The 20,996-nt window shown below is 42.7% G+C and carries 21 protein-coding genes and 1 riboswitch; of the genes, 13 read left to right on the forward strand and 8 right to left on the reverse strand.

Annotated elements, in window-relative coordinates; translation table 11 throughout:
• Positions 1–50 precede the first annotated feature (50 nt).
• The 6 genes from ACHFJ9_RS03135 to ACHFJ9_RS03160 all read left to right on the forward strand — a co-directional run bounded on the left by ACHFJ9_RS03135 (position 51) and on the right by ACHFJ9_RS03160 (position 5,997).
• Positions 51–407: a diacylglycerol kinase gene (locus tag ACHFJ9_RS03135; RefSeq protein WP_012842368.1), complete on the forward strand. Its 357-nt coding sequence runs from the start codon at positions 51–53 to the stop codon at positions 405–407.
• A 22-nt stretch (positions 408–429) separates the two neighbouring features.
• Complete coding sequence (locus ACHFJ9_RS03140) at positions 430–2,085, forward strand: phosphoethanolamine transferase (protein ID WP_395355197.1); 1,656 nt, start codon at positions 430–432, stop codon at positions 2,083–2,085.
• Positions 2,086–2,208: 123 nt separating this feature from the next.
• Positions 2,209–3,141 carry a Gfo/Idh/MocA family protein gene (locus tag ACHFJ9_RS03145; RefSeq protein ID WP_395355199.1) on the forward strand — a complete coding sequence of 311 codons (933 nt, stop codon included), beginning with the start codon at positions 2,209–2,211 and terminating at the stop codon, positions 3,139–3,141.
• A 217-nt stretch (positions 3,142–3,358) separates the two neighbouring features.
• Positions 3,359–3,790, forward strand: a complete 432-nt coding sequence (locus tag ACHFJ9_RS03150; RefSeq protein ID WP_256954822.1) for a YccF domain-containing protein — start codon at positions 3,359–3,361, stop codon at positions 3,788–3,790.
• A 632-nt stretch (positions 3,791–4,422) separates the two neighbouring features.
• Complete coding sequence (locus tag ACHFJ9_RS03155; protein ID WP_006741201.1) at positions 4,423–4,761, forward strand: hypothetical protein; 339 nt, start codon at positions 4,423–4,425, stop codon at positions 4,759–4,761.
• A gap of 387 nt (positions 4,762–5,148) precedes the next feature.
• On the forward strand, positions 5,149–5,997 hold the full coding sequence (locus ACHFJ9_RS03160) for a patatin family protein (RefSeq protein WP_395355202.1): 849 nt from the start codon (positions 5,149–5,151) through the stop codon (positions 5,995–5,997).
• 143 nt (positions 5,998–6,140) lie between these two features.
• Here the strand turns inward: ACHFJ9_RS03160 and ACHFJ9_RS03165 are convergent, their stop codons facing one another.
• The gene (locus ACHFJ9_RS03165) at positions 6,141–6,989 is read right to left on the reverse strand and encodes a pirin family protein (RefSeq protein WP_134645472.1); all 849 of its coding nucleotides are present in this window, start codon (positions 6,987–6,989) and stop codon (positions 6,141–6,143) included.
• 391 nt (positions 6,990–7,380) lie between these two features.
• Between ACHFJ9_RS03165 and ACHFJ9_RS03170 the strand changes: the two genes are divergently transcribed.
• The 5 genes from ACHFJ9_RS03170 (at position 7,381) to ACHFJ9_RS03190 (ending at position 10,287) form a co-directional block, all read left to right on the forward strand.
• On the forward strand, positions 7,381–7,590 hold the full coding sequence (locus ACHFJ9_RS03170; RefSeq protein ID WP_005396336.1) for a cold-shock protein: 210 nt from the start codon (positions 7,381–7,383) through the stop codon (positions 7,588–7,590).
• 240 nt (positions 7,591–7,830) lie between these two features.
• A complete protein-coding gene (locus tag ACHFJ9_RS03175) occupies positions 7,831–8,040 on the forward strand; it encodes a hypothetical protein (RefSeq protein ID WP_395355205.1) in 210 nt (69 codons plus the stop codon).
• A 50-nt stretch (positions 8,041–8,090) separates the two neighbouring features.
• Positions 8,091–8,231: a PA3496 family putative envelope integrity protein gene (locus tag ACHFJ9_RS03180; RefSeq protein WP_005396335.1), complete on the forward strand. Its 141-nt coding sequence runs from the start codon at positions 8,091–8,093 to the stop codon at positions 8,229–8,231.
• Between the two features lie 250 nt (positions 8,232–8,481).
• A riboswitch (purine riboswitch) is annotated at positions 8,482–8,581 on the forward strand.
• A gap of 89 nt (positions 8,582–8,670) precedes the next feature.
• Positions 8,671–9,687: an adenosine deaminase gene (locus tag ACHFJ9_RS03185; protein ID WP_256936424.1), complete on the forward strand. Its 1,017-nt coding sequence runs from the start codon at positions 8,671–8,673 to the stop codon at positions 9,685–9,687.
• Between the two features lie 126 nt (positions 9,688–9,813).
• Positions 9,814–10,287 carry a peroxiredoxin gene (locus tag ACHFJ9_RS03190; protein WP_005396331.1) on the forward strand — a complete coding sequence of 158 codons (474 nt, stop codon included), beginning with the start codon at positions 9,814–9,816 and terminating at the stop codon, positions 10,285–10,287.
• Between the two features lie 50 nt (positions 10,288–10,337).
• Here ACHFJ9_RS03190 and ACHFJ9_RS03195 read toward each other — a convergent pair whose 3' ends face one another.
• The 4 genes from ACHFJ9_RS03195 to ACHFJ9_RS03210 form a co-directional block, all read right to left on the reverse strand.
• Positions 10,338–10,745: an SPOR domain-containing protein gene (locus ACHFJ9_RS03195; protein WP_006741205.1), complete on the reverse strand. Its 408-nt coding sequence runs from the start codon at positions 10,743–10,745 to the stop codon at positions 10,338–10,340.
• A gap of 214 nt (positions 10,746–10,959) precedes the next feature.
• Positions 10,960–12,129: a D-alanyl-D-alanine carboxypeptidase family protein gene (locus ACHFJ9_RS03200; RefSeq protein WP_167427860.1), complete on the reverse strand. Its 1,170-nt coding sequence runs from the start codon at positions 12,127–12,129 to the stop codon at positions 10,960–10,962.
• 1,197 nt (positions 12,130–13,326) lie between these two features.
• Positions 13,327–14,184 carry a glutathione-dependent disulfide-bond oxidoreductase gene (yghU, locus tag ACHFJ9_RS03205; RefSeq protein ID WP_395355208.1) on the reverse strand — a complete coding sequence of 286 codons (858 nt, stop codon included), beginning with the start codon at positions 14,182–14,184 and terminating at the stop codon, positions 13,327–13,329.
• 216 nt (positions 14,185–14,400) lie between these two features.
• Positions 14,401–14,967, reverse strand: a complete 567-nt coding sequence (locus ACHFJ9_RS03210; protein ID WP_395355210.1) for a TetR/AcrR family transcriptional regulator — start codon at positions 14,965–14,967, stop codon at positions 14,401–14,403.
• Between the two features lie 99 nt (positions 14,968–15,066).
• Between ACHFJ9_RS03210 and ACHFJ9_RS03215 the strand changes: the two genes are divergently transcribed.
• Positions 15,067–15,600 carry a dihydrofolate reductase family protein gene (locus ACHFJ9_RS03215; protein WP_395355212.1) on the forward strand — a complete coding sequence of 178 codons (534 nt, stop codon included), beginning with the start codon at positions 15,067–15,069 and terminating at the stop codon, positions 15,598–15,600.
• Between the two features lie 126 nt (positions 15,601–15,726).
• Here ACHFJ9_RS03215 and ACHFJ9_RS03220 read toward each other — a convergent pair whose 3' ends face one another.
• The 3 genes from ACHFJ9_RS03220 to ACHFJ9_RS03230 form a co-directional block, all read right to left on the reverse strand.
• On the reverse strand, positions 15,727–17,181 hold the full coding sequence (locus ACHFJ9_RS03220; protein ID WP_395355214.1) for a sucrose-6-phosphate hydrolase: 1,455 nt from the start codon (positions 17,179–17,181) through the stop codon (positions 15,727–15,729).
• Between the two features lie 31 nt (positions 17,182–17,212).
• Positions 17,213–18,136 (reverse strand): aminoimidazole riboside kinase, encoded by a 924-nt coding sequence (locus ACHFJ9_RS03225; RefSeq protein ID WP_395355216.1) that lies wholly within the window; start codon positions 18,134–18,136, stop codon positions 17,213–17,215.
• A gap of 165 nt (positions 18,137–18,301) precedes the next feature.
• Positions 18,302–19,741 carry a sucrose-specific PTS transporter subunit IIBC gene (locus ACHFJ9_RS03230; RefSeq protein WP_006741425.1) on the reverse strand — a complete coding sequence of 480 codons (1,440 nt, stop codon included), beginning with the start codon at positions 19,739–19,741 and terminating at the stop codon, positions 18,302–18,304.
• 235 nt (positions 19,742–19,976) lie between these two features.
• On the opposite strand from ACHFJ9_RS03230, the gene ACHFJ9_RS03235 reads away from it, so the two are divergent.
• Positions 19,977–20,963: a LacI family DNA-binding transcriptional regulator gene (locus tag ACHFJ9_RS03235; RefSeq protein ID WP_395355218.1), complete on the forward strand. Its 987-nt coding sequence runs from the start codon at positions 19,977–19,979 to the stop codon at positions 20,961–20,963.
• Positions 20,964–20,996 lie beyond the last annotated feature (33 nt).

Below are 20,996 nucleotides of genomic sequence, written 5' to 3' on the forward strand. Positions count from 1 at the left end.
GTTTGGATAGATGCACAATCTAAATTATTAAGCTGTAGTAAGGTCATATTTTGAAGCCAGGAAAAACAGGTCTACGCCGTGTCATGGATGCGACCGGCTATTCATTTCAGGGATTGAAAGCCGCATGGAAATACGAAGCCGCCTTCAGACAAGAATTGATTCTAGCCTTAGTGCTTTCCGTCTGTGCTTTTTTCCTTCCAGTCACCACATTTGAAAGAGTACTGATGATCAGTAGCCTGTTATTGGTCCTGATCGTCGAACTTATTAATTCCGCCGTAGAAGCAGTTGTCGACCGTGTTAGCGATGACTGGCACGAGCTCAGTGGTAGAGCCAAAGATATCGGCTCGGCTGCAGTATTTGTTGCGCTCACTCTTGCCCTTTTTGTTTGGGCTTCGTTCTTGCTCTAATTTTGATTCAAGACATTTACTTATGAAGACACATAATTTGCAACAAAAAGGTATCTCGTACGTTACCTTTACTTTCTTGTTGGCATTCTATTTCGCGCTGGTTGTAAATATTCCTATTTACAAAGAGCTGAATGGTATTTTTTCAAGCCTAGATAATGTCAAAATTGGTTTTATTATTACGATACCCATTTTCTTTCTTGCCGCGCTCAATTTCCTTTTTAACTTATTTAGTTGGCCTTGGGTTGGAAAGCCATTCTTTATTATTTTGCTCATAATTTCGAGTATGGTGAGCTACGCAAGTTACAACTATGGCACGCTTTTCGATTCTGGAATGATTGCTAATATTGCTGAAACCGATTCGAGCGAGGCAAGCTCTTACCTGAGTGCTTATTCTGTAATCTGGACGCTACTTATGGGGGGCGTCCCTGCGATGATTGTCTATAAGGTCAAGTTGCAATCTCAGCGCCACCAATTGCTGTATTTTTCTCTCACGAAGTTGGTGTCGATGTTGTCATCTCTTGCAGTAATTGCTGTTATTGCCAGTGTTTACTACCAAGACTATGCATCTGTCGGTCGCAATAACAGCTATCTGAAAAAAATCATTATTCCCACTCAATTCGTTTACAGCGCGACCGGGTATGTGAAGGAGAAATACTTCACCACGCCAGAGCCGTACCGCGAGATTGGAGTCGATGCAAAGCAGTCAGATAGCGCAGTAACGCAAGCACAGAACAAGCCGACACTACTGGTGTTTGTTGTTGGAGAAACCGCTCGAACGCAGAACTACCAACTCAATGGCTATAAGCGAGAGACAAACCCTTACACCAGTAAGCTGGATGTAATTTCATTTCAAGAGGTTGCGTCTTGTGGCACTGCAACTTCAGTATCTGTGCCTTGCATGTTTTCTCAGCTCACGCGAAGCGAGTTTGAACGGACCAAGGCAGATAACCAAGATAATGCTCTCGACATCATGCAGCGCGCTGGAGTTGACCTCATCTGGAAAGAAAATGATGGCGGAGACAAAGAAGTCGCCCACAAGATCAAGAAAATTGAAGTGAACCGAAAGCAAGCAAGTCCTCTGTGTAACGGTCAAACCTGTTACGATATGGCGCTGTTAGATCACTTTGATCAAGAAGTTGCGGATATGCACGGCAATCGCGTTGTCGCCATGCACCTTATAGGAAGCCATGGTCCTACCTACTTCCAGCGTTATCCTAGAGACAAAGCGTTTTTCAAACCAGACTGCCCACGTGCAGATATAGAAAACTGTAGCGTCGAACAAATCGTGAATACGTACGACAATACGATACGCTACACTGATCTTGTGTTGGCAGAAACCATCAACAAACTCAAAGCATTAGAGTCTCAATATAATACCGCTCTCATCTACGTATCGGATCATGGTGAATCATTAGGCGAAAACGGATTGTTCTTACATGGCATGCCTTACGGCCTTGCCCCAGACTTCCAAAAACGTGTTCCTTTGCTCATGTGGCTATCTTCCGGCTTTAAGCAAGCGAAAAAAATCAACACCGACTGTTTGTCGGATGAAGCGCAAAAGGCAGGCCAGTACTCACATGATAACGTGTTCCACTCTCTATTAGGCGTTATGGATGTACAAACCCAAGCCTACGACGGCAAGTTGGATATATTCAAAGATTGCCGCACGACTTCCTAAGTGGACCAACAAAGCCTGACTCAAAATGTGAGTCAGGCTCTTTTCTAACAAGGCATTTAAACTCATCAGCTTGCCAAGCGTTATACTACAACCTGCCATCCATACATCGAAATAAGGACTAGGATGAAAATTGGTATTATTGGTTTAGGAGATATTGCTCAGAAAGCATACCTTCCCGTTATCACTCAGCTTCCAAATATCGAACTTGTATTTTGTACCCGCAACGCAAATGCACTTGAGAGTCTGGCTAAGCAATATCGAATCTCAGAGACCTGTCAAGACTACCAGCAACTTCTGCACTTTGGCGTAGATGCTGTCATGATTCATGCAGCAACAAGCGTACATCCTCAAATCGCAGCATTCTTTTTGCAGAATGGAATCCCAACCTTTGTCGACAAACCATTAGCGGACACCGCTGATGACGTGGAAAAACTGTACGATATTGCCGAAAAAGAAAAACAACCACTTTATGTGGGCTTCAACCGACGTCATATTCCGCTTTACAACCAACACATGCCAGAGGTACAGCAAGGCAACATTTCTGACCTAAAATCGCTACGCTGGGAAAAGAACCGTCACCAACTACCAGGCGATATTCGTACCTTTATATTTGATGATTTTATTCACCCATTAGATAGTATTAACGTGACAGCCAAGACCGATTTAAAAGAGGCTTACATAACGCATCAACTTGAGGGTGACCAATTGGCGCGTTTAGATATTCAGTGGCAACACGGAGATACTTTACTCCACGCTTCGATGAATCGTCATTTCGGTATGACTATGGAACGCGTTCAAGCTTGTTATGCAAACAAAGCAGTGGAATTCGACTCTTTCGTTGAAGGGAAACGATGGCAAGCGAACCAAGAGCAAAAAATCAATTTGAAAGATTGGACGCCAATGCTGACGAGCAAAGGTTTCCATGCGATGTTGCTCGACTGGTTTCACGTCGTTGAATCTGGAAAAATCGCTAGTGAAGTAGTGAAACGCAACATTGCTAGCCATCAGTTAGCAGAGCAAATTTATCAATATATCGAGAAAGTTACCTCTAGGTAGCTTAATTCTTGGCTATATGCTTAATCGAGTATTACGCTCTATACTAAAACAAACGTAGCTTCAGGGAGTCATTCATTCTCTGTTAATACTTATGCGGCTATTCTATCAAGCAAGTGAATGAGGGAACGGATCACGTTTATTAACGGAGTGGTTCTAGTTTTACATTACTATACCCTCAGGAACCTGCATCGTCATATTCAAGAGTAAAGGAAATAGAATGAGAACACTCGGTAACATCATTTGGTTTGTATTTGGTGGCGTATTTATGGGGTTGCTATGGTGGTTTTTCGGTATCTTAGCCTTTATTAGTATCATCGGAATACCTTGGGGGCGTGCGTGTATCGTTATGGGTAATTTTTCCTTTTTCCCATTCGGAAAAGAAGCCATTTCACGCGATGAATTGACCAATGAAATGGACATTGGTACGAGCCCTCTAGGCGTTATCGGCAACGTCCTTTGGTTTATCTTTGCAGGTCTTTGGTTAGCAATCGGTCACGTACTTTCCGCCGCAGCGTGTTTTGTAACCATCATTGGTATTCCGTTTGCACTCCAACACCTGAAGCTTGCGGTTATTTCACTCGCACCAATTGGTAAAACGGTTGTGTCGTCAGAAGAAGCTGCAATGGCTCGGTACAATATCAACCGCTAACAAACAGCCAATATACTTTCTATCCTCTGGGCAATCGTGCTCAGAGGGCAACTCCCGTCAAAAGTAAGCCTATTATCGCTATCGCATATTCAATAATGGTTGATTGTATATCCATACCGTCACCTTTAAGTTGAAGTTCACCCTAGCTCTGTACCACTTTACTTTTTATTAATCAATGGATTAGCTTAACCCTACAAGCTCACCCACGCTCAAAAATAAGTATTATTTCTGCTCCTCCAAATTGAGTTCATTTACGAAAAGTCGAACTATAAGCATAGTTGATATTAATGATTTTTGACGATAAATAACTCACATCAATCCAGCGATAGTTCCAGCGTTTACTTTTTCTCAGTAAACGCAAGCCGTTACGAAAGCGGGTTTCTTCCCGATCAAAGCCACCACTTCGCATCACTATCGCTTTTCTTTAAAAGGCAACAAATATTCGTTGTTATCTTGAGTAAATTATTTTGTTTGTCGCATTTAAGTTCAATCAATATTATTCGCGACATCAGAGAAATAGACCATTGAGCTCCTTAGCATTTATCACAGACATAGAACGTAAAGCCCCTTTTTTGCTCGTTTTTCTTTTTACAAATGTTCTAACTCAACGTCTATTCAGACAGGAATACACCGTGGATAAATATCAAGCTGCTTATGCCAAACGTCTAGAGAAGTTAAAGGGTAATCAATCTCCAAAAACGATAGCCCGTCTTTCGGCTTGGGAGGCATTTCTTAACAAAGAGTACGAACTCCAAGACTTAGAATACCAACTATCAGACGCAGCACACCTACACTATGAACAATCTCATGTGAAAAATGATATTTCTTTTAAGGCGTTCAAGCGGGCGTTCTATAACGAATCCATCAAAATCTACAACCTAACCGATGGCGCCTCTATACAGAAAGTATTCACTCCGCTGCTCGCATTAACGACAGTTTGGGTGCTATTTATCTGCTTTTTTGACAAGTGATCATCACTTTTATTAGAACAATAAACTTAGGGCGCTTGCATCATGATTCAAAACGATAACCAGACGCACAACGCCCCACTTAAATATAAAAAAGGAGTTTGATCTTGTATGTCTAAGATGACACTTCTTTTAATTACAACAACGATCAGTATCGGAATTACAGGCGCCGCTTTCTGTGTGGGAGTGACATATTTATTCAGTGCGCTTTCACTAAATGAGCTGCTCAATAACCTGTAACTCCCTAGGCTTAATATAAAAAGGGCATCCATCGATGCCCTTTTCTTTTACTTAAGGAGATGCCCTAGCACTTAGGACCACTTGGGTATAAAACCGTTATGCGTTAAGCTGCATTCTATTCATCCAATAGGTAAAGAATGGAACACAGTGATGGAACAAGTAGGAGAGCGTGCGTTGATTGTCGAAGGTGGTGCGATGCGAGGTGTATTTTCTTGCGGCATACTCGATCATTTTCTCGCTAACGATTTCTCTCCATTTGATAGCTTTTGGGGCGTATCGGCGGGCGCAAGTAACTTGGCGGCGTATTTAGCTAAAATGCCCGGGCGCAACTTAAAAATCTATCTCGATTACAGTTTAAGGAAAGAATTCATCTCACCATCTCAGATTCTACGTGGCGGCGATATGATGAACTTAGATTGGATGTGGAACGTCACTCTCGAAGAGCTTGGCATCGACAAGTCCGTACTAAAAGCGGATTCGAGACCTTTCTTTTTAGGCGTAACACGTCAAGACAATGGCCAAGCCGAGTACCATACTCCTAATATCGACGAGCTCGCAGAAACAATGAAAGCCAGCAGCGCGCTTCCCGTACTTTACCGAAATGGTGTCTTACTGAACGGCACCCGATACGTTGATGGTGGGGTTTCTGATGCCCTTCCTGTCGCAGAAGCAATAAAGCGAGGAGCCAAAAAGATTATGGTTTTACGCAGCCAACCCTCTAGCTATCAAAAGCCGAAAGGAAAGTTCAGCGCACTAACCAAACGGATGTTGAAAGAAACGCCAGGATTAATTGAGCCGATGTTGACGCGTGAAGTTCGCTACAATCAAACGTTAGCACTGATCGACAATCCACCATCGGGAGTCGAAATCATCCAAGTTTGTCCTCCTGAATCATTTAAATTAAAACGATTGAGTCGCTCGCCAGCACCATTGCGCCAAGCTTATGAGTTAGGTATTGAAGCAGGAAAAGAAGCCATCATGCGATGGAATCAGAAGTAGAAAAAAGCCACGTGGATTAGACGTGGCTAACGCAAATTCGATGGCAGTGGATTATCGTATTTGCTTCTGGTCGAGCCCAATAGTCAGGCTCAAAACTGTTGATAACTGCGCTACTCACAGAAAAGGGAGTTAGGATGTTGACGCTAGTAGGTTTCAAACAATCCTGAATTGTAGTCTTGGATTGCTTGTTCTATTTCTTCCATGCTATTCATTACAAAAGGGCCATAGTGAACCACTGGTTCATTGATTGGTTCGCCAATAAAAATCAGAGCACCACTCTCCTTTTCGGCTTGTAATTCAACCCATTCACCTTTCGATAGAATCGCCATTTCGCCTTGATTGATCTCACGATCTTTTAACTGAACACGACCTTTATAAACGTAGATCATCATGTTGTGGTCTTGCTCCGTGGTCAAATTCAAAGCGTGACCAACCATCGCTCTCCAATCGGCTACTGTGGCAGCAACACCTGTTTCTGTTAAAGGCCCCTGAATACGTTCGTTGTTTATAGTCAGATGACCAGCAATCAAGCGTACAACACCCGAGCTTTGAGTTTCGAATTCCGTTATCGTTTCAGGTTGAAAGTCATGATATTGAGCCGGTGACATCTTATTTTTCGCAGGCTGGTTTATCCAAATTTGGAAACCATGCAATTCACCTTCCTGCATAATAGGCATCTCACTATGAATGACGCCTCTTCCTGCCGCCATCCATTGAGCGCCACCAGAACGAAGCTCACCAACATTATCCATGTGGTCACGATGCTGGAAATGACCTTTCAACATATAAGTAAGCGTCTCGATGCCGCGATGCGGATGAGGAGGAAAGCCACCCACATAATCAGCACGGTCGTCAGACTTAAGTTCATCCATCATCAAAAATGGAGAAAAACTCGCATGATTAAACCCTGCTACTCGACGAATTTTCACTCCGTCACCATCAGCAGTGGGTTGTGATTGAATAAGCTGACGAATTTCTCTGAATGTGCTCATACTATTTCTCCTCGTTTACCTTTGTGGCCGCTTGCAAACCGCATGTTCAGCCATGGCTATCGATATGGTTCTATTTTAGATTGAAGAAAAATAATCATGAGCCTTGCTATTTGAGCTACTTATTCAAATTTTTCGAACAGCCCACTTATCCAAGCTGTCGACATATATTTAAAAATAAGTGTAGCTATTTCCTAAACAAGGTGTATAGTAGGCCTTGGCTCTTAGAAGAGAGCTGTTAATGCAACATTTAGTTTAAGTTTCCTCTCAGTAAAATCTTGAATCCCCCAATTCAGACACCTGCGTACAACTTCCTCTTGATTGAACATTCAATAGCTTAGAAAAGATCCACAAAACAAATTCAAATTTTAATGTTTAATTCAAAGGTATTTTTATGTCTAAAGTAAACGGCTCAGTAAAATGGTTTAACGAAACTAAAGGCTTTGGCTTCCTATCTCAAGACAACGGTGGTCAAGATGTATTCGTACACTTCAACGCTATCGTTTCTGACGGTTTCAAAACACTGACTGAAGGTCAGAAAGTAAGCTTCAACGTAGAGCAAGGTAAAAAAGGTCCTCAAGCGACTGAAGTAACTCCTCTATAAGACTGCTTTTCTTGGTGTAGCATGCCCATGCTGCACCAAATCTCTCTCCTTCAAAAATATTCTCACTTTAATCACTCAGCCTAATATCAGGCATTGCTTTGTGCTACCTAAAATAAATAGGATAGTACTGCTTAATTTATTATTTATAGGAAAAATCATGTCCTCAAAAAGAACAGGCCGTCAAAGGCATTGGTATCAATTACTTAACAAAGACAAAATCACTAAGAAACAGGAGAATAAATGTTAGAAATTGAATTTAATCTAGAACAACCTCACACCTCTTGGAACGCTAAAATACATCAATTAAATGGTGATATTTTACGAAGGCACGTATTACCTAAGCTTCATTCTCGTAGCTACATGATCGATTTTGAATATTGTGAGAAAACGCAATCTGGAACTATTCTCTGTGATTCAGGTTCAAAGTTAGGAAGTTTTACTGTTAACTAATTCAGTTTTCATGCATTAATGAATGATGCAACTAATTTGGAAGGTATCCAATGGCTAGAAAAAGTAAGAAGCAAGCAGAAAAAGACAAAAAAGAGTCTGAGCAAAACGCGGCGGCGGTAAAACAAAAAACGCGACGCCGTATAGAAGACATTATGGAACAAAGAGAATTTGACAAGTTATTTGATCTATAAGCTATCCTTGACTCTCTCAATTCTCTCTCTGCTCCATCGTTGTGCAAGGTACCGCCACCTACCTTTGCTCAAACGAAGCCTCACTCTTTTTCCTCACTTACAACAACACGATAAGCCTCGTTCACGCTCAAAAACCAATTTGATCCTCTATACCCAAGTGACTTATACGGTTGCCAGTTACTTTTCTTAGAAAAATCCTTCGACTACTGACAACTAGGTTATTTGCGTATAGCCAAATTGAGAATTTTGCGTATAATCGCCTCGTTTGCTTCGTATAACCCCAATGATATGGTTTGGGGGTCTCTACCAGTTCTCGCAAAGTGCTGATTACGAAGAGTTGAGATCATCGTGGGTCTTACTCTTTGTGATAGCGTTCGATTTATTCTTATCTATACCTATTCTTAGAGTAACTGCATCCACAATACACATAAGGTGGAATATGAACGCATTTATTCAAGGTCTTCCAAAAGTAGAGCTGCACTTACATATCGAAGGTTCACTTGAGCCAGAACTTCTCTTCAAGTTAGCACAACGAAACGGCATCGACATTCCTTACTCTTCTCCGAGTGAACTACGCAGCGCGTATCAGTTCGAAGACTTACAGTCATTCCTTGACCTTTATTACCAAGGGGCGGATGTTTTGCGTACAGAGCAAGACTTTTACGATCTCACTTGGGAATACTTACTGCACTGTAAAGCGGATAACGTTATTCATACCGAAATCTTTTTTGACCCACAAACGCATACAGAGCGCGGTATTGACTTTGACACCGTTATCCACGGGATCGCCCGCGCACTACAAGATGGGCACGAGAAGCTCGGCATTACTTCACAAATCATTGCGTGTTTCCTCCGTCACCTTTCAGAAGAAAGCGCTATGGAGACTCTGCAAGCCGTTCTGAAACACCGTGATAAGATCATTGGTGTCGGTCTAGATTCTTCAGAACAAGGCCATCCACCAGCTAAGTTCAAACGAGTATTTAAACAAGCAGTAGAAGCAGGCTTACTGACTGTTGCTCACGCAGGTGAAGAAGGCCCCGCACAAAACATTACCGATGCAATTGAAATGCTTCACGTCAGCCGCGTGGATCATGGTGTTCGCTGTGTTGACGATGAAGCATTAGTCGAGTCGTTAATTGAAAGCAAAATGCCACTGACGGTATGTCCATTATCGAACCTTAAATTGTGTGTATTTGACGATATGAAAGATCACAATATTGTCGAGCTACTGCGCAAAGGTGTCGCTGTGACGATTAATTCGGACGATCCGGTATACTTTGGTGGTTACATGACAGATAACTTTTTAGCCGTCAACAACGCACACCCAATGAGTAAGAATGAACTAGCTCAATTCACAATGAATGCGATTGATGCTAGCTTCATCGATAATGAGTTGAAAGCGAAGTATCGCCATCTCGTTAGTCAATACGTAAGTCAGCATGAAGCGTTGCAATAAAGCCATCAGTGCTACATCTTGGGTCAAACACTTAGGTGCTAAAACCTTACAAAAGCTCTGTGGTTAACCGCATTTATAAGCGCTAGACTGAGAAAGCTAAACTAGCACACAAAAAGGAATAAAATCATGATTCAACAAGGCCAAGCTCTACCAGTTGCGACTCTAAGCGAATTGACTGCCGATGGTATGGTTAACCACGACGTGACTGAGCTGTTTGCAAACAAGAAAGTCGTACTCTTCGCTGTACCTGGCGCATTCACCCCAACGTGCTCGGAAGCTCACCTACCAGGCTATGTGGTATTAGCCGACGAGTTGAAGGCAAAAGGTGTTGATTTAATTGCGTGTGTTTCTGTAAACGATGCATTTGTGATGCAAGCTTGGGGCGAAGCTCAAAACGCTTCAGAAATCCTGATGTTGGGTGATGGCGACGCAAGCTTTACTAAAGCATTAGGTCTTGAAATGGATACCGGCGGCTTTGGTGGTATTCGCTCACAACGCTACGCCATGATCATTGAAAACGGCATTGTGACCAAACTTAACGTTGAAGAACCAAAAGAGTTTGAAGCAAGCAAAGCAGAAACGATTTTAGCGGCGCTTTAAGCTTACCCTTAGATACAAAAACGGAAGCCATCGCTTCCGTTTTTTGTTGGCTAACGCATTCTCACAACACTCGTTTGTTGCTTACGCTGCATTTCCGCAAAAGTCAGCACAAATGGGGATGACTGCTTTACGCGGCTCGGCAGTGAAGAAAGCGCATTGTAGGCATCCTGTTTCGTTTTAAAATCGCCAACAGTTACCGTATACCAACGCGTGCCTCGGCTGTTTTTCCAGTTAACCCAAACCGGATGCTTAGGATCGATATAACGAATGTAATCTTTCACATCTTTTTCTTGCTTTAGCGCGAGTACCTGCATCGTGTAATGGTTTGGGTTTAAATAACCATACGCATCCTGAGAGGTCATTACTCCAACACATTGGCCACTATCGACCTGCTGCTGGTAAGGCATAGCGCAGCCCATGAGCGATAAAATCAATGTCAAAGATAAAATCTTGTGCACGTGTCACTCCATTTTTGTTCTAGTTTCTTTTCTCTCGCACTCAAAAACACAAAAACGCTTCTAATTAGGCGAAAATAGACCCATACGAGAAGGTTCGATGTTTTAGCGCAACGAGTATTCCAAAAAAGTAAGGCGACCACGTTGGCCGCCTTAGTAAATTGATTTAATAGAACAATAACAAGATAGAGTGATAATGGCAGAAGTTAGCTGTTTTTTAGAGCCAACTCGCGACCAATTGCTTAAACCAGTCTAAAATTCGCTTGAATAAGCTGCCTTCTTCCACCGATTCCAACGCTACAAGTTCGGCTTCATTCACAACTTTACCTTCGACTTTGTAAAGCACTTTACCAACCACTTGTTGCTCAGAAATTGGCGCTACCAAATCGCCATTATATTCAACTTCAGCTTGTAGCTTTTTCACATCCCCTTTTGGTAAAGTGAGATAAACGTCATTGGCAACGCCTACTTTAAGCTCATCTTGTTCGCCCATCCAAATTCGAGCGTTCGCAACTTCCGTTCCTGCCTCGGTTGGCATTACCGTATCGTAAAAGCGGAAGCCATAACTTAGCAGTTGTTTGCTTTCGGATTCACGGATATTCTCACTTTTTGCTCCCATCACAACAGCAATTAAACGCATGTCACCTTGAGTCGCTGAAGTCGCTAGACTATAACCAGCACCGCTTGTATAACCAGTTTTCATGCCATCGACATTCATACTGCGATCACGAAGCAAGCCATTGCGGTTATATTGCGTAATGCCGTTGTAGGTAAACGAGGTTTCGCTATACAGTGGGTAGATGTCAGGTAAGTCACGAATAATAGCTTGACCCAACTTGGCAATGTCATAAGGTGTTGAATATAAACCGTCACTGTCTAGACCATGAGGGTTGGTGAAAGCCGTGTTATTTAATTCAAGCTTAGCAGCCCAACTATTCATCAAGCTTACAAACCCTGACTCACTACCTGCGACATGTTCAGCAATGGCCACACTAGCATCATTACCTGATTGAACAACCAGGCCACGGTATAAGTCAGATAAAGAAACGGAAGTATTGACTTCAATAAACATCTTTGAGGAATCTGGGAAGTTTTTTGCCCAAGCATTTCGGCTAATGACGACCTCATCATCCAAAGTAATATTACCTGCGTTAATTTCTTGACCAGCCACATAAGCCGTCATTAACTTCGTTAAGCTCGCAGGATTTAGCCGTTTATGTGCATCACGTTCAACCAGCACTTTCCCAGTGTGAAAGTCCATCAAAACATAGCCACGAGAACTGAGTTCCGGTGCATTTGGCACAACGGTTGGTGCTGCATAAGCCAACGAAGATACAGCAGCGAACCCTGTAATTAACACTGTGTTTAATATAGTACTTTTTCTCATCATGACATCTTATCTTAGTAGCATTTAAGGCTTACAAACGGTACCCGAATGAATTCAAAGCGCAGGGTTACCTAGGTAAAGAGTGAGTATATTGAAACGGCGCTCAGTTACAGCCACCTTGTTACGATTAGTTACTTTTACTCAATGTTTGTCGAGAATAATGAGAGGCAGGTAGAGCTTTCGTCTAGAAAGATGAGACAAGAGGCGAGAAATCATGCCGTTATGCTATGTAATTAGTGTTCAGAGAAAAAACCGTACAAGCCAGATCTAAAACTAAGCTTGTACGGGAAAAGATAGCTAAAAATTTTATCACTATCTAACTAGGGGCAACTAAGAAAATCTACAATTCAATTAATAATCCGAACTAATCATTTACTAACCAATGCTTCATCTCGGTCATAACAACATAATAATTTATTGTCAGAATTTCAGATAAAAATAAAAATTTAATTTATATATAACCTAAATATTATCTATTACTAGACAGGAGAAAAGTATAATTTCCCTTTCTTAAAACTAAGGGAGGCTTTTTTCGATGCCTTTGAGTTTGTATCGTCATCAGTAAACTGAGTGTAACAATGAGGGATAAGGCATCCGGCTTTAGCGCGAAAAGATAAGCCACTGTTATTTAAGTTCACTCTCTGCTTTTTTATCACTAAAGACTTTAAATTTCGGTTACCTTCAGTTTGTATAGCAATTCTTTCACGTACCCCAACCCAGTACGACTCAAACGACGACATTATACATATCCTCTTTCATGGTATAAGTAGTTGTAATTAAACATTGCTCAAAGCTAGATGTAGAATTCAGTAAATTATTTAAATTTTATTTATCTATAAATTTTGATTTAAATAGATTAACCTGCATATTCCACACAAAATAAAAGGTTATGTCAAAGATTAATTATCATTAAGTTTATTTATACTAGATATAAAATTAAGTTATAACTTTAAGGTTATCTAAAGCATAAATTTTTAGAATATCATCAGCTAATAGTTAATAGAAATGCAGAGGGCTTGTTGAATATGAAAACGACAAATAGAAGCAAAGAACCATCTATAGATTGAATAACCTTCAACGGGGTTACAATTCAAATAAAAGTAGCGCATCTAGTAAGATGCGCTATGGATTTGATCAGTTTTGGAGTATGAGTTCGGATGAAAACAAACTTACTTGAAGTGACTGAGCCAAGTTTGCTTATGGTTTAAGCTTCAATACCTTATCAATATCTTCTGCGCTGTGGCGCTCAGGTAACTGCTCCCATTCTTCACCCCATGAACGGTTCACAATTCGACCACGTTTTACCGCTTCACGCTCATCAATTACTTTTGCCCAACGCACAACGTTTTTGTAGCTTTCTACGTCTAAGAATTCAGCCGCATCGTAAGCACGACCCAACACAAGGTTGCCGTACCATGGCCATGTTGCGATATCAGCGATGCTGTACTCATCGCCACCTAGGAATTCATTGTTCGCAAGACGCTTGTCTAATACATCTAACTGACGTTTTGCTTCCATTGTAAAGCGGTTGATTGGGTACTCGAACTTCTCTGGTGCGTACGCGTAGAAGTGACCAAAACCACCGCCTAGATATGGCGCAGAACCTTGCAGCCAGAATAACCAGTTCATTACCTCAGCACGCTTAGCGCCTTCTTTTGGTAAGAAATGATCAAACTTCTCTGCTAGATAAAACAAGATGTTGCCAGATTCAAACACGTTCACTGGCTCAGAACCCGAACGGTCAACCAATGCCGGAATTTTAGAGTTTGGGTTAACAGCCACAAAGCCAGAGCCAAACTGGTCGCCATCGCCAATCTTAATCAGGTATGCATCGTATTCTGCTACCGTTACGCCAGCCGCCAAAAGCTCTTCAAACATGATCGTCACTTTCTGACCATTTGGGGTACCCATTGAGTAAAGTTGGAATGGGTGCTCACCAACTGGAAGCTCTTGCTCATGACGTGCGCCAGAATCCGGACGGTTGATGCTCGCCCACTGACCGCCGTTTTCATTATCGTTTGTCCAAACTTTTGGTGGAATGTATTCGTTAGCCATTGTTTTCCCTTATTGTGTTTGAATGCATCTTCAAACTGACGGGTCTTACGCGCCAGCAAGCATTATTAACATCACCTCTTCGCCAACTGCGATTAGGCATACTCAAGATATTAGGTCGAATTCGCTAAATAAAAGTCCTGCAATCTCTTTTAGTTAGAACCTTTGGTTATGGGATTTTCTTTCACGCTATAAGTAAAAACGTCGCGATAATGTGAACTAGGTTCGAGATGCCAATAACGAAGAACAGATCAGATTCAACGGCCCATCCATCATCTCCGTCTGAATCAAACTCGTACCGTGGCAACAACTGATCGAGAAAGCGAACCCGTGTAGGTAATCTGCCAATAGATCCAAACTGTCTTTCTCCACTTGCGGAGACAGTGCCAAAGGCTGAACAATGATTTGATAGCGCTCGGTAAACACTTGAGCAGGGCCATACGATGTCATGCTCAGCATGGTTTGCAATAACCCGTTGTACTCACGCAGCAGTTCAATGTAGCTAACACACAAATTTTTGAGTTCGCCTTGCCAATCTTCATTCACTTTCGGTTGATAAATTTCCTCCACCAGCGATGTGGTCAACGCTTCAAGCAACGCATTCTTGTTTTTGAAGTAGTAATAGATCGCCATAGGATCCACATTTAATTGCGTCGCTAACGAGCGAATACTTGGTACCTTGCTATCCTTTTTCATCAATGACTTAGCTGTATCTAGGATGCTTTCTGCGCTTAACTGCGACTGCTTAGCGGCTGGTCTCCCGCGTTTCTTTTCGTTGACAGACATTTGATCTTCTCGATAAACTCATACTTATTCTACATTGTAGAATTAATTTTAAACCATACTTTAGCTTGGCTCAAGCATCACCATTTTGATGAGGTACTCATGGCAAATATCGTATTTATTGCAACCAGTCTGGACGGTTACATCGCAGATAAGCAGGGCAAACTCGACTGGCTACATTCAGTACCAAATCCAGACAACATTGATACTGGTTTCTTCTCACTGATGGAGCGTATTGATGGCTTGGTAATGGGGCGCAACACCCTAGATGTCATACTGAGCTTTGATTGCGATTGGCCATACAGCAAACCTGTGTTTGTACTCAGCAATACCATGACAGAAGTGCCACAAGGCTACGAAGACAAAGTCTTTCTAGTAAAAGGCGAGCAAAAAGATGTGCTTGCGGAGCTAAACGCAAAAGGCTTTAACGATCTTTACATCGACGGCGGAGTGACGATTCAGAACTTCCTGAAAGAAGATCTTATCGATGAAATGGTGATCACGCGCTTCCCTATCCTACTTGGCGGCGGCGCACCTCTATTTGGGGATTTAGAACAACCGCTAAACTTCAAAGTCACCAAGAGTGAAGTTGTTTTGGATACTTTAGTTCAAACGACCTACGTGCGTGAAAGATAATCTACCTAGGTATTTTGAACAAAAAACGCCCTTCATGGAGATATGAAGGGCGTTTTTGATGCCTACTGAGGAGCTGTTATATCAAAAGGCTCGTATATCAAAAGGCACTCCGCTTGATATGACCAATTATAAAGATGACTCAAACAAGCCTGTAATACCTTTCAAAGGGAAAAGCCTTGCTTGCTCCAACCCTCTCAACGTTACCGTATTGAGGTCATCAATAAAGAAACGACTGGTCATCGTGTGTTTGCCGCCATTAATGAAAATCTCGATGACAGAATTGTCGATATACATCTCAATCGTCTGCTTAGCGTCCAATCTTGGTGCTTTTCGAATACCACCAAATTCTTCTGCGTACAAATGAGACATGTGACGACGGTCCAGCATAAACTCGTGCTCTGTCGCACTAAAGACGATGTTGTCACCTTTGAGGTTACTCAGCTCAAGTTCAAAGCCATCGCCCTCAAGGTCTAATTGGATCAAACAACTTGTGCTTTCCAGTGTATGGGATTGTGCAAAGACCACCTCTTCTTTTCTTAAACTCTTCAGCTCAGGGAGCGGAGCTTGAACAAGAAAACCATCTTTCAACGTTAGTTCTCTAGGAAGAGACAACATTCCTGCCCACTGGTGTGTGACCGATGGTGTGTCGATTTCTGGCAACCCTATCCATGCAATAAGAATGCGACGCCCATTCTCATCTAAATAGGTTTGTGGGGCGTAGAAATCAAACCCATAATCTGGCTGCAAAATATCTTGGTGGTTTTCTAAAATCATCGACTCTAGGTTCAACTGATCACCCACGATATACGCAACAGAATAGATGTTTTTGAAATCATAAGGATTATTACTGCTCACGCCCTGTGGAGAAAACAGCATCACCGATTGACCATTAATCTCAAAGAAATCAGGACACTCCCACATGTACCCAAGGTCAGAAAACTTGGTCTTGATAGGACCTTTATGCTGCCACGTTTTCAAATCTTTGCTTTGATAGAGCGCCATTGAACCATGCTCGGTTTTGGTTTGAGCACCCACCACCATCAAATAGTCGTCGCCTTTCTTCCAAACTTTTGGATCACGAAAGTGCTCCGTGTAATGTTCGTTCTCAATGACCACACCATGCTTTTCAATGTTGCCATCTGAATCCATGGTGGCAAAGCACTGTGTTGGAATTCGATTCCAGTTTTGGTCACGCTTATTACCAGTAAAAAACAGCAAAGCCTTGTTGTTTTCCACCAAAGCACCGCCCGAATAGACACCATGTGAATCGTAGTCTTGGTCGGGATGAAAACCCACACCATGATCAGTAAAATGGATGAAGTCTTTAGTAGAAAGGTGGTACCAATACTTCATTCCATGGACTGGTCCCACAGGCGTCCACTGGTAAAAGATGTGGTGCTCACCATTGAAATAACACAACCCATTTGGGTCATTTAACAGCCCAAATCTAGGGGCAATATGAAAATTAGGAAAGCCTTTATCTTGCTGACGTGAAAGTGTCATTTCTTCGATATCACACTGAGGGATTTGCTCAAGTCGGCGATATCTTTGCTCTACAGTCCAACGGTTGTTTAAGCTCATAATTTTTCTCAACTGAAATTGGATCTGAAGATCATTGCCCAATAAATTGCAGCAATTCTGTCTGGGTCGGAAGCGCGGTCATTGCGCCTTTTTGCGTCGTCGCTAATGCACCACAGGCATTTGCCCATTGAATCGCAGAGCTAACAACAGGATGATTTTTCCAATCGTCATGCTGAGACAGACATGCCAGTAGCCCTCCGACAAAAGCATCACCCGCACCTGTGGTATCAATCGGACTAACGACTTGACCTGTGATCAGTTCACTCTGACTTTCAAAGACGCGCCAAACACCTTTCGCACCTTGTGTCACCAAGACCAAAGCAATATTCAAAGCGGCTATTTGTTGTAAACCTTGCGCCATCGATGTTGAGTCAGTTAAGAACAAAAGCTCTTCTTCAGAGAACTTAACCACATCAGCCATCGCTACAGCCTTCATTACGACAGCTTGGATTTCTGATTGATCTTGCCACACTTCATCACGCAGGTTAGGGTCAAAGCTAATGAAACCACCAGCGGCTTTTGCTCTTTTGATCGCCTCAAATGTGCTGCTTCTACTTGGCTCATTTGCCAGTGAAATCGAGCAAACATGCAGCCAGTCACCTTGCTTAAAGTTTGGGATATCTTCAACAGACATAAACTGATCAGCGCTCGGTTTTACCATAAACGTAAAGCTGCGCTCACCTTGATCGTCTAAATCCACCACCACTGTTGATGTTCTTTGCTCAGGATCTTTAACGAGAAACTCCGTGCACACGCCCTCTTGATCCAGAGTTGATTTCATAAAGCGACCAAATGGGTCATCACCCACACGTCCAAAAAACGCACTCTTACCAGATAGACGAGCAATCGCTACGGCGACATTCGCTGGTGCACCACCGGGACATTTGAGTAAAGAAGTCTCAGATTCCGGTATTAGATCGACAACAGCATCACCAGTTACCCACACTTGATTCATCTTGCTTACCTTAAAATTAAAGCCCTGATAGCCCAACGTGTTGAACACCTTCACTACCAAGTAAAAATTGAAAAAGGCTAGCCAAGCCATTAGTGCTTGGCTAGCACCCCAAACATTTAGGAAAAGAAGTGGATTTTGGGGGACTCCACCCTTAAGGAGTTCAGATTAAGCCGCTGCTTTTTTACCGACTTTAGCGCGGTCACGCATACCAAGAACAATGGTGAGAACAAATGCGGTCAAGAACGCGATCACCATACCCGCGATGTAGTAACCAATCTTATCTGGCGTGATGGAAATGATGCCTGGAAGACCAGCTGCCCCTAATGCCTGAGCTTTCACATTAAACATTGTAATGAACGCACTTGATAACGCCGCAGCGCAAACTGCCGCGATAAATGGGTAACGTAGTTTTAAGTTAACACCAAACATGGCTGGTTCTGTAATACCCAGCAAACCCGTGACACCCGATGGAATCGCAATACCTTTCATCTTCTTATCTTTACTCATTATGCCCACCGCCAACGCTGCAGCACCTTGAGAAACGTTAGACATCGCCGCAATAGGAAAGATAAAGGTGCCGCCTGTCGTCGCAATATCCGCAAGAAGTTGCGTTTCAATCGCAATGAAGCTGTGATGCATACCGGTAATAACAAACGGAGCATAGATAAGACCAAATACCGCACCACCAACAAAGCCAGCTGTGTTGTATAGCCAGTTCAGACCATCACCCAATAGGAAACCGATATCACGCGTGAACGGACCGACGACAGTAAACGTCAGCAAACCCGCTATGAAAATCGCCAGTAATGGCGTTAAAAGGTTGTCTAAAACAGAAGGTATGACTTTACGTAAGCCTAGCTCAACCTTCGCAAGAATGAATGCCGATACCAAAACCGGTAACACTGAACCTTGGTAACCCACTTTTTGGATTTCAAAACCAAGAATATTCCAAACCGGAATGTTGCCAGACACAGATGCGCCGCCGAATCCCCAACCATTCAGCAAGTCAGGGTGAACCATCAACATACCTAGCGCTGCCCCTAAATATGGGTTGCCGCCAAACTTCTTGCTGGCTGAAAATGCCAGCAGAATAGGCAGGTAAACAAACGGCGCGTTTGCAAACGTGTTGATCATGTTCGCCAAGTCTGTCAGTCCTGGATTGGCCTCAATCAAGGATTTACCATCAATAAACAAGCCTTGGGCAGTCAGTAGGTTGTAAATACCCATCAACAAACCGCCAGCGACGATTGCTGGAATGATTGGGACGAAAATATCAGACAGCCCCTTCACTGCGCGCTGAACGATGTTTTGTTTCTCTGCGCCAGCAGACGCAACGTCGTTGGTGGACATTTCACTCATGCCCGTCAACTTCGCCATTTCTGCATAAACTTGGTTTACGATGCCTGATCCAAAAATGATTTGGTACTGACCCGCAACTTTGAACTGCCCTTTTACCCCTTCAAGGTTATCAATCGCTTGTTCATCTATTTTTTGCTCATCTGCAACGGCAAGGCGTAAGCGTGTCGCACAATGTGCAAGTGCGGTGATGTTGCTTTTACCACCTAATAGAGTTAACAACTCTTTTGCTACTGCCGGATAATTCATTTCATACCCCATTGGATTATTATCTGAGCTTGCGAAATTTTCGGGAACGTTTGCAAAACAGATTTTTGCTCAATAAAACCAAATGATCAAAGATAAAGCAGAGAGAATGTGAGAATGATCGTCAAATTCTCTCCCTAAGAGCAGTATAGGAGGTTAGAATCGCTACTTATCAAAGAGCCTTTCATCTTCTCTTTGCAAACAATCCCAAAAACGAAAAACAGAATGGATAGGAACAATGGCGAGTCTGCATGATGTCGCCCGTCTGGCTGGCGTATCAAAATCAACAGTGTCACGGGTTATAAACGATGAGTATGGCGTAAAAGAAGCGACAAAACAGAAAGTCCGCCAAGCAGTAGCTGAGTGTGGCTATGTGCCAAACCAAGTCGCTAAAGATCTAAAATCTCAAAAGACCAATCTGGTTGGTGTCATTGTTCCTCGGGTTTCCTCTCATGCCACATCCCAAGGCGTCGATGGATTAACCGAGGTCCTTGAAAAAGCGGGGAAACATGTCTTACTTGCTAGCACTCACCAAGTCCACGAAAAAGAACTGGAATATATTCAGATCTTTAACCAAAAACGGGTTGAAGGGATCATTCTTTACGCGACCCACCTCGATTCTAAGCTGGTCAAAGCAATTCAAAACTCAGCGGTCCCAGTTGTGCTCGTCGGTCAGGATGGTTCCATGTTTAATATTCCAAGCATCATTCATGATGACGCACGAGTAGGGTTTGAAGCGGGAAATAGACTGGTTGCAAAAGGTTGCCAAACCATGGGCTTTATTGGCGTACAAGGTGACGATATCGCGGTAGATAAGCAACGCTCTGAAGGATTTGCTCAAGCGCTGCAACACCATGGTTTTGAGCTCGCCTTCCATGCTCGTGGTGACTTTACAATCGATTCTGGCTATTCATTGGCAAAACAACACTTAACAAAGAACCCTAAGCTAGATGGCTTGTTCTGTGCGACAGACCGTATTGCTATCGGTGCGATGAGAGCGATTCAAGAGCTCGGGTTAACACCGGGTAAAGACGTTTTAGTGCTAGGAGTTGGTGATGATGAGCTCGCATCAGTGTGCACCCCAACCTTATCAACATTTAACTATGCATTTGATAAAGCAGGGGAAAATGGTGCGAAACTGTTACTAGATAGAATTGCCAACAGAAGTTTTGAAATGAGTAAGATGGTGCTAACCTTCAAAACAATTGAGCGTCAGTCCTGTTAATGAAAAAGCGCCAACTGAAATCAGTTAGCGCTT

Source organism: Vibrio sp. D3, assembly GCF_043995865.1.
Taxonomy (GTDB): domain Bacteria; phylum Pseudomonadota; class Gammaproteobacteria; order Enterobacterales; family Vibrionaceae; genus Vibrio; species Vibrio diabolicus.

Coding starts and splice junctions, on each gene's coding strand:
- ACHFJ9_RS03140 (WP_395355197.1), top strand. CDS start 430: ATGAAGACACATAATTTGCAACAAAAAGGTATCTCGTACGTTACCTTT.
- ACHFJ9_RS03145 (WP_395355199.1), top strand. CDS start 2,209: ATGAAAATTGGTATTATTGGTTTAGGAGATATTGCTCAGAAAGCATAC.
- ACHFJ9_RS03150 (WP_256954822.1), top strand. CDS start 3,359: ATGAGAACACTCGGTAACATCATTTGGTTTGTATTTGGTGGCGTATTT.
- ACHFJ9_RS03160 (WP_395355202.1), top strand. CDS start 5,149: ATGGAACAAGTAGGAGAGCGTGCGTTGATTGTCGAAGGTGGTGCGATG.
- ACHFJ9_RS03165 (WP_134645472.1), bottom strand. CDS start 6,989: ATGAGCACATTCAGAGAAATTCGTCAGCTTATTCAATCACAACCCACT.
- ACHFJ9_RS03170 (WP_005396336.1), top strand. CDS start 7,381: ATGTCTAAAGTAAACGGCTCAGTAAAATGGTTTAACGAAACTAAAGGC.
- ACHFJ9_RS03175 (WP_395355205.1), top strand. CDS start 7,831: ATGTTAGAAATTGAATTTAATCTAGAACAACCTCACACCTCTTGGAAC.
- ACHFJ9_RS03180 (WP_005396335.1), top strand. CDS start 8,091: ATGGCTAGAAAAAGTAAGAAGCAAGCAGAAAAAGACAAAAAAGAGTCT.
- ACHFJ9_RS03185 (WP_256936424.1), top strand. CDS start 8,671: ATGAACGCATTTATTCAAGGTCTTCCAAAAGTAGAGCTGCACTTACAT.
- ACHFJ9_RS03190 (WP_005396331.1), top strand. CDS start 9,814: ATGATTCAACAAGGCCAAGCTCTACCAGTTGCGACTCTAAGCGAATTG.
- ACHFJ9_RS03200 (WP_167427860.1), bottom strand. CDS start 12,129: ATGAGAAAAAGTACTATATTAAACACAGTGTTAATTACAGGGTTCGCT.
- yghU (WP_395355208.1), bottom strand. CDS start 14,184: ATGGCTAACGAATACATTCCACCAAAAGTTTGGACAAACGATAATGAA.
- ACHFJ9_RS03210 (WP_395355210.1), bottom strand. CDS start 14,967: ATGTCTGTCAACGAAAAGAAACGCGGGAGACCAGCCGCTAAGCAGTCG.
- ACHFJ9_RS03215 (WP_395355212.1), top strand. CDS start 15,067: ATGGCAAATATCGTATTTATTGCAACCAGTCTGGACGGTTACATCGCA.
- ACHFJ9_RS03220 (WP_395355214.1), bottom strand. CDS start 17,181: ATGAGCTTAAACAACCGTTGGACTGTAGAGCAAAGATATCGCCGACTT.
- ACHFJ9_RS03225 (WP_395355216.1), bottom strand. CDS start 18,136: ATGAATCAAGTGTGGGTAACTGGTGATGCTGTTGTCGATCTAATACCG.
- ACHFJ9_RS03230 (WP_006741425.1), bottom strand. CDS start 19,741: ATGAATTATCCGGCAGTAGCAAAAGAGTTGTTAACTCTATTAGGTGGT.
- ACHFJ9_RS03235 (WP_395355218.1), top strand. CDS start 19,977: ATGGCGAGTCTGCATGATGTCGCCCGTCTGGCTGGCGTATCAAAATCA.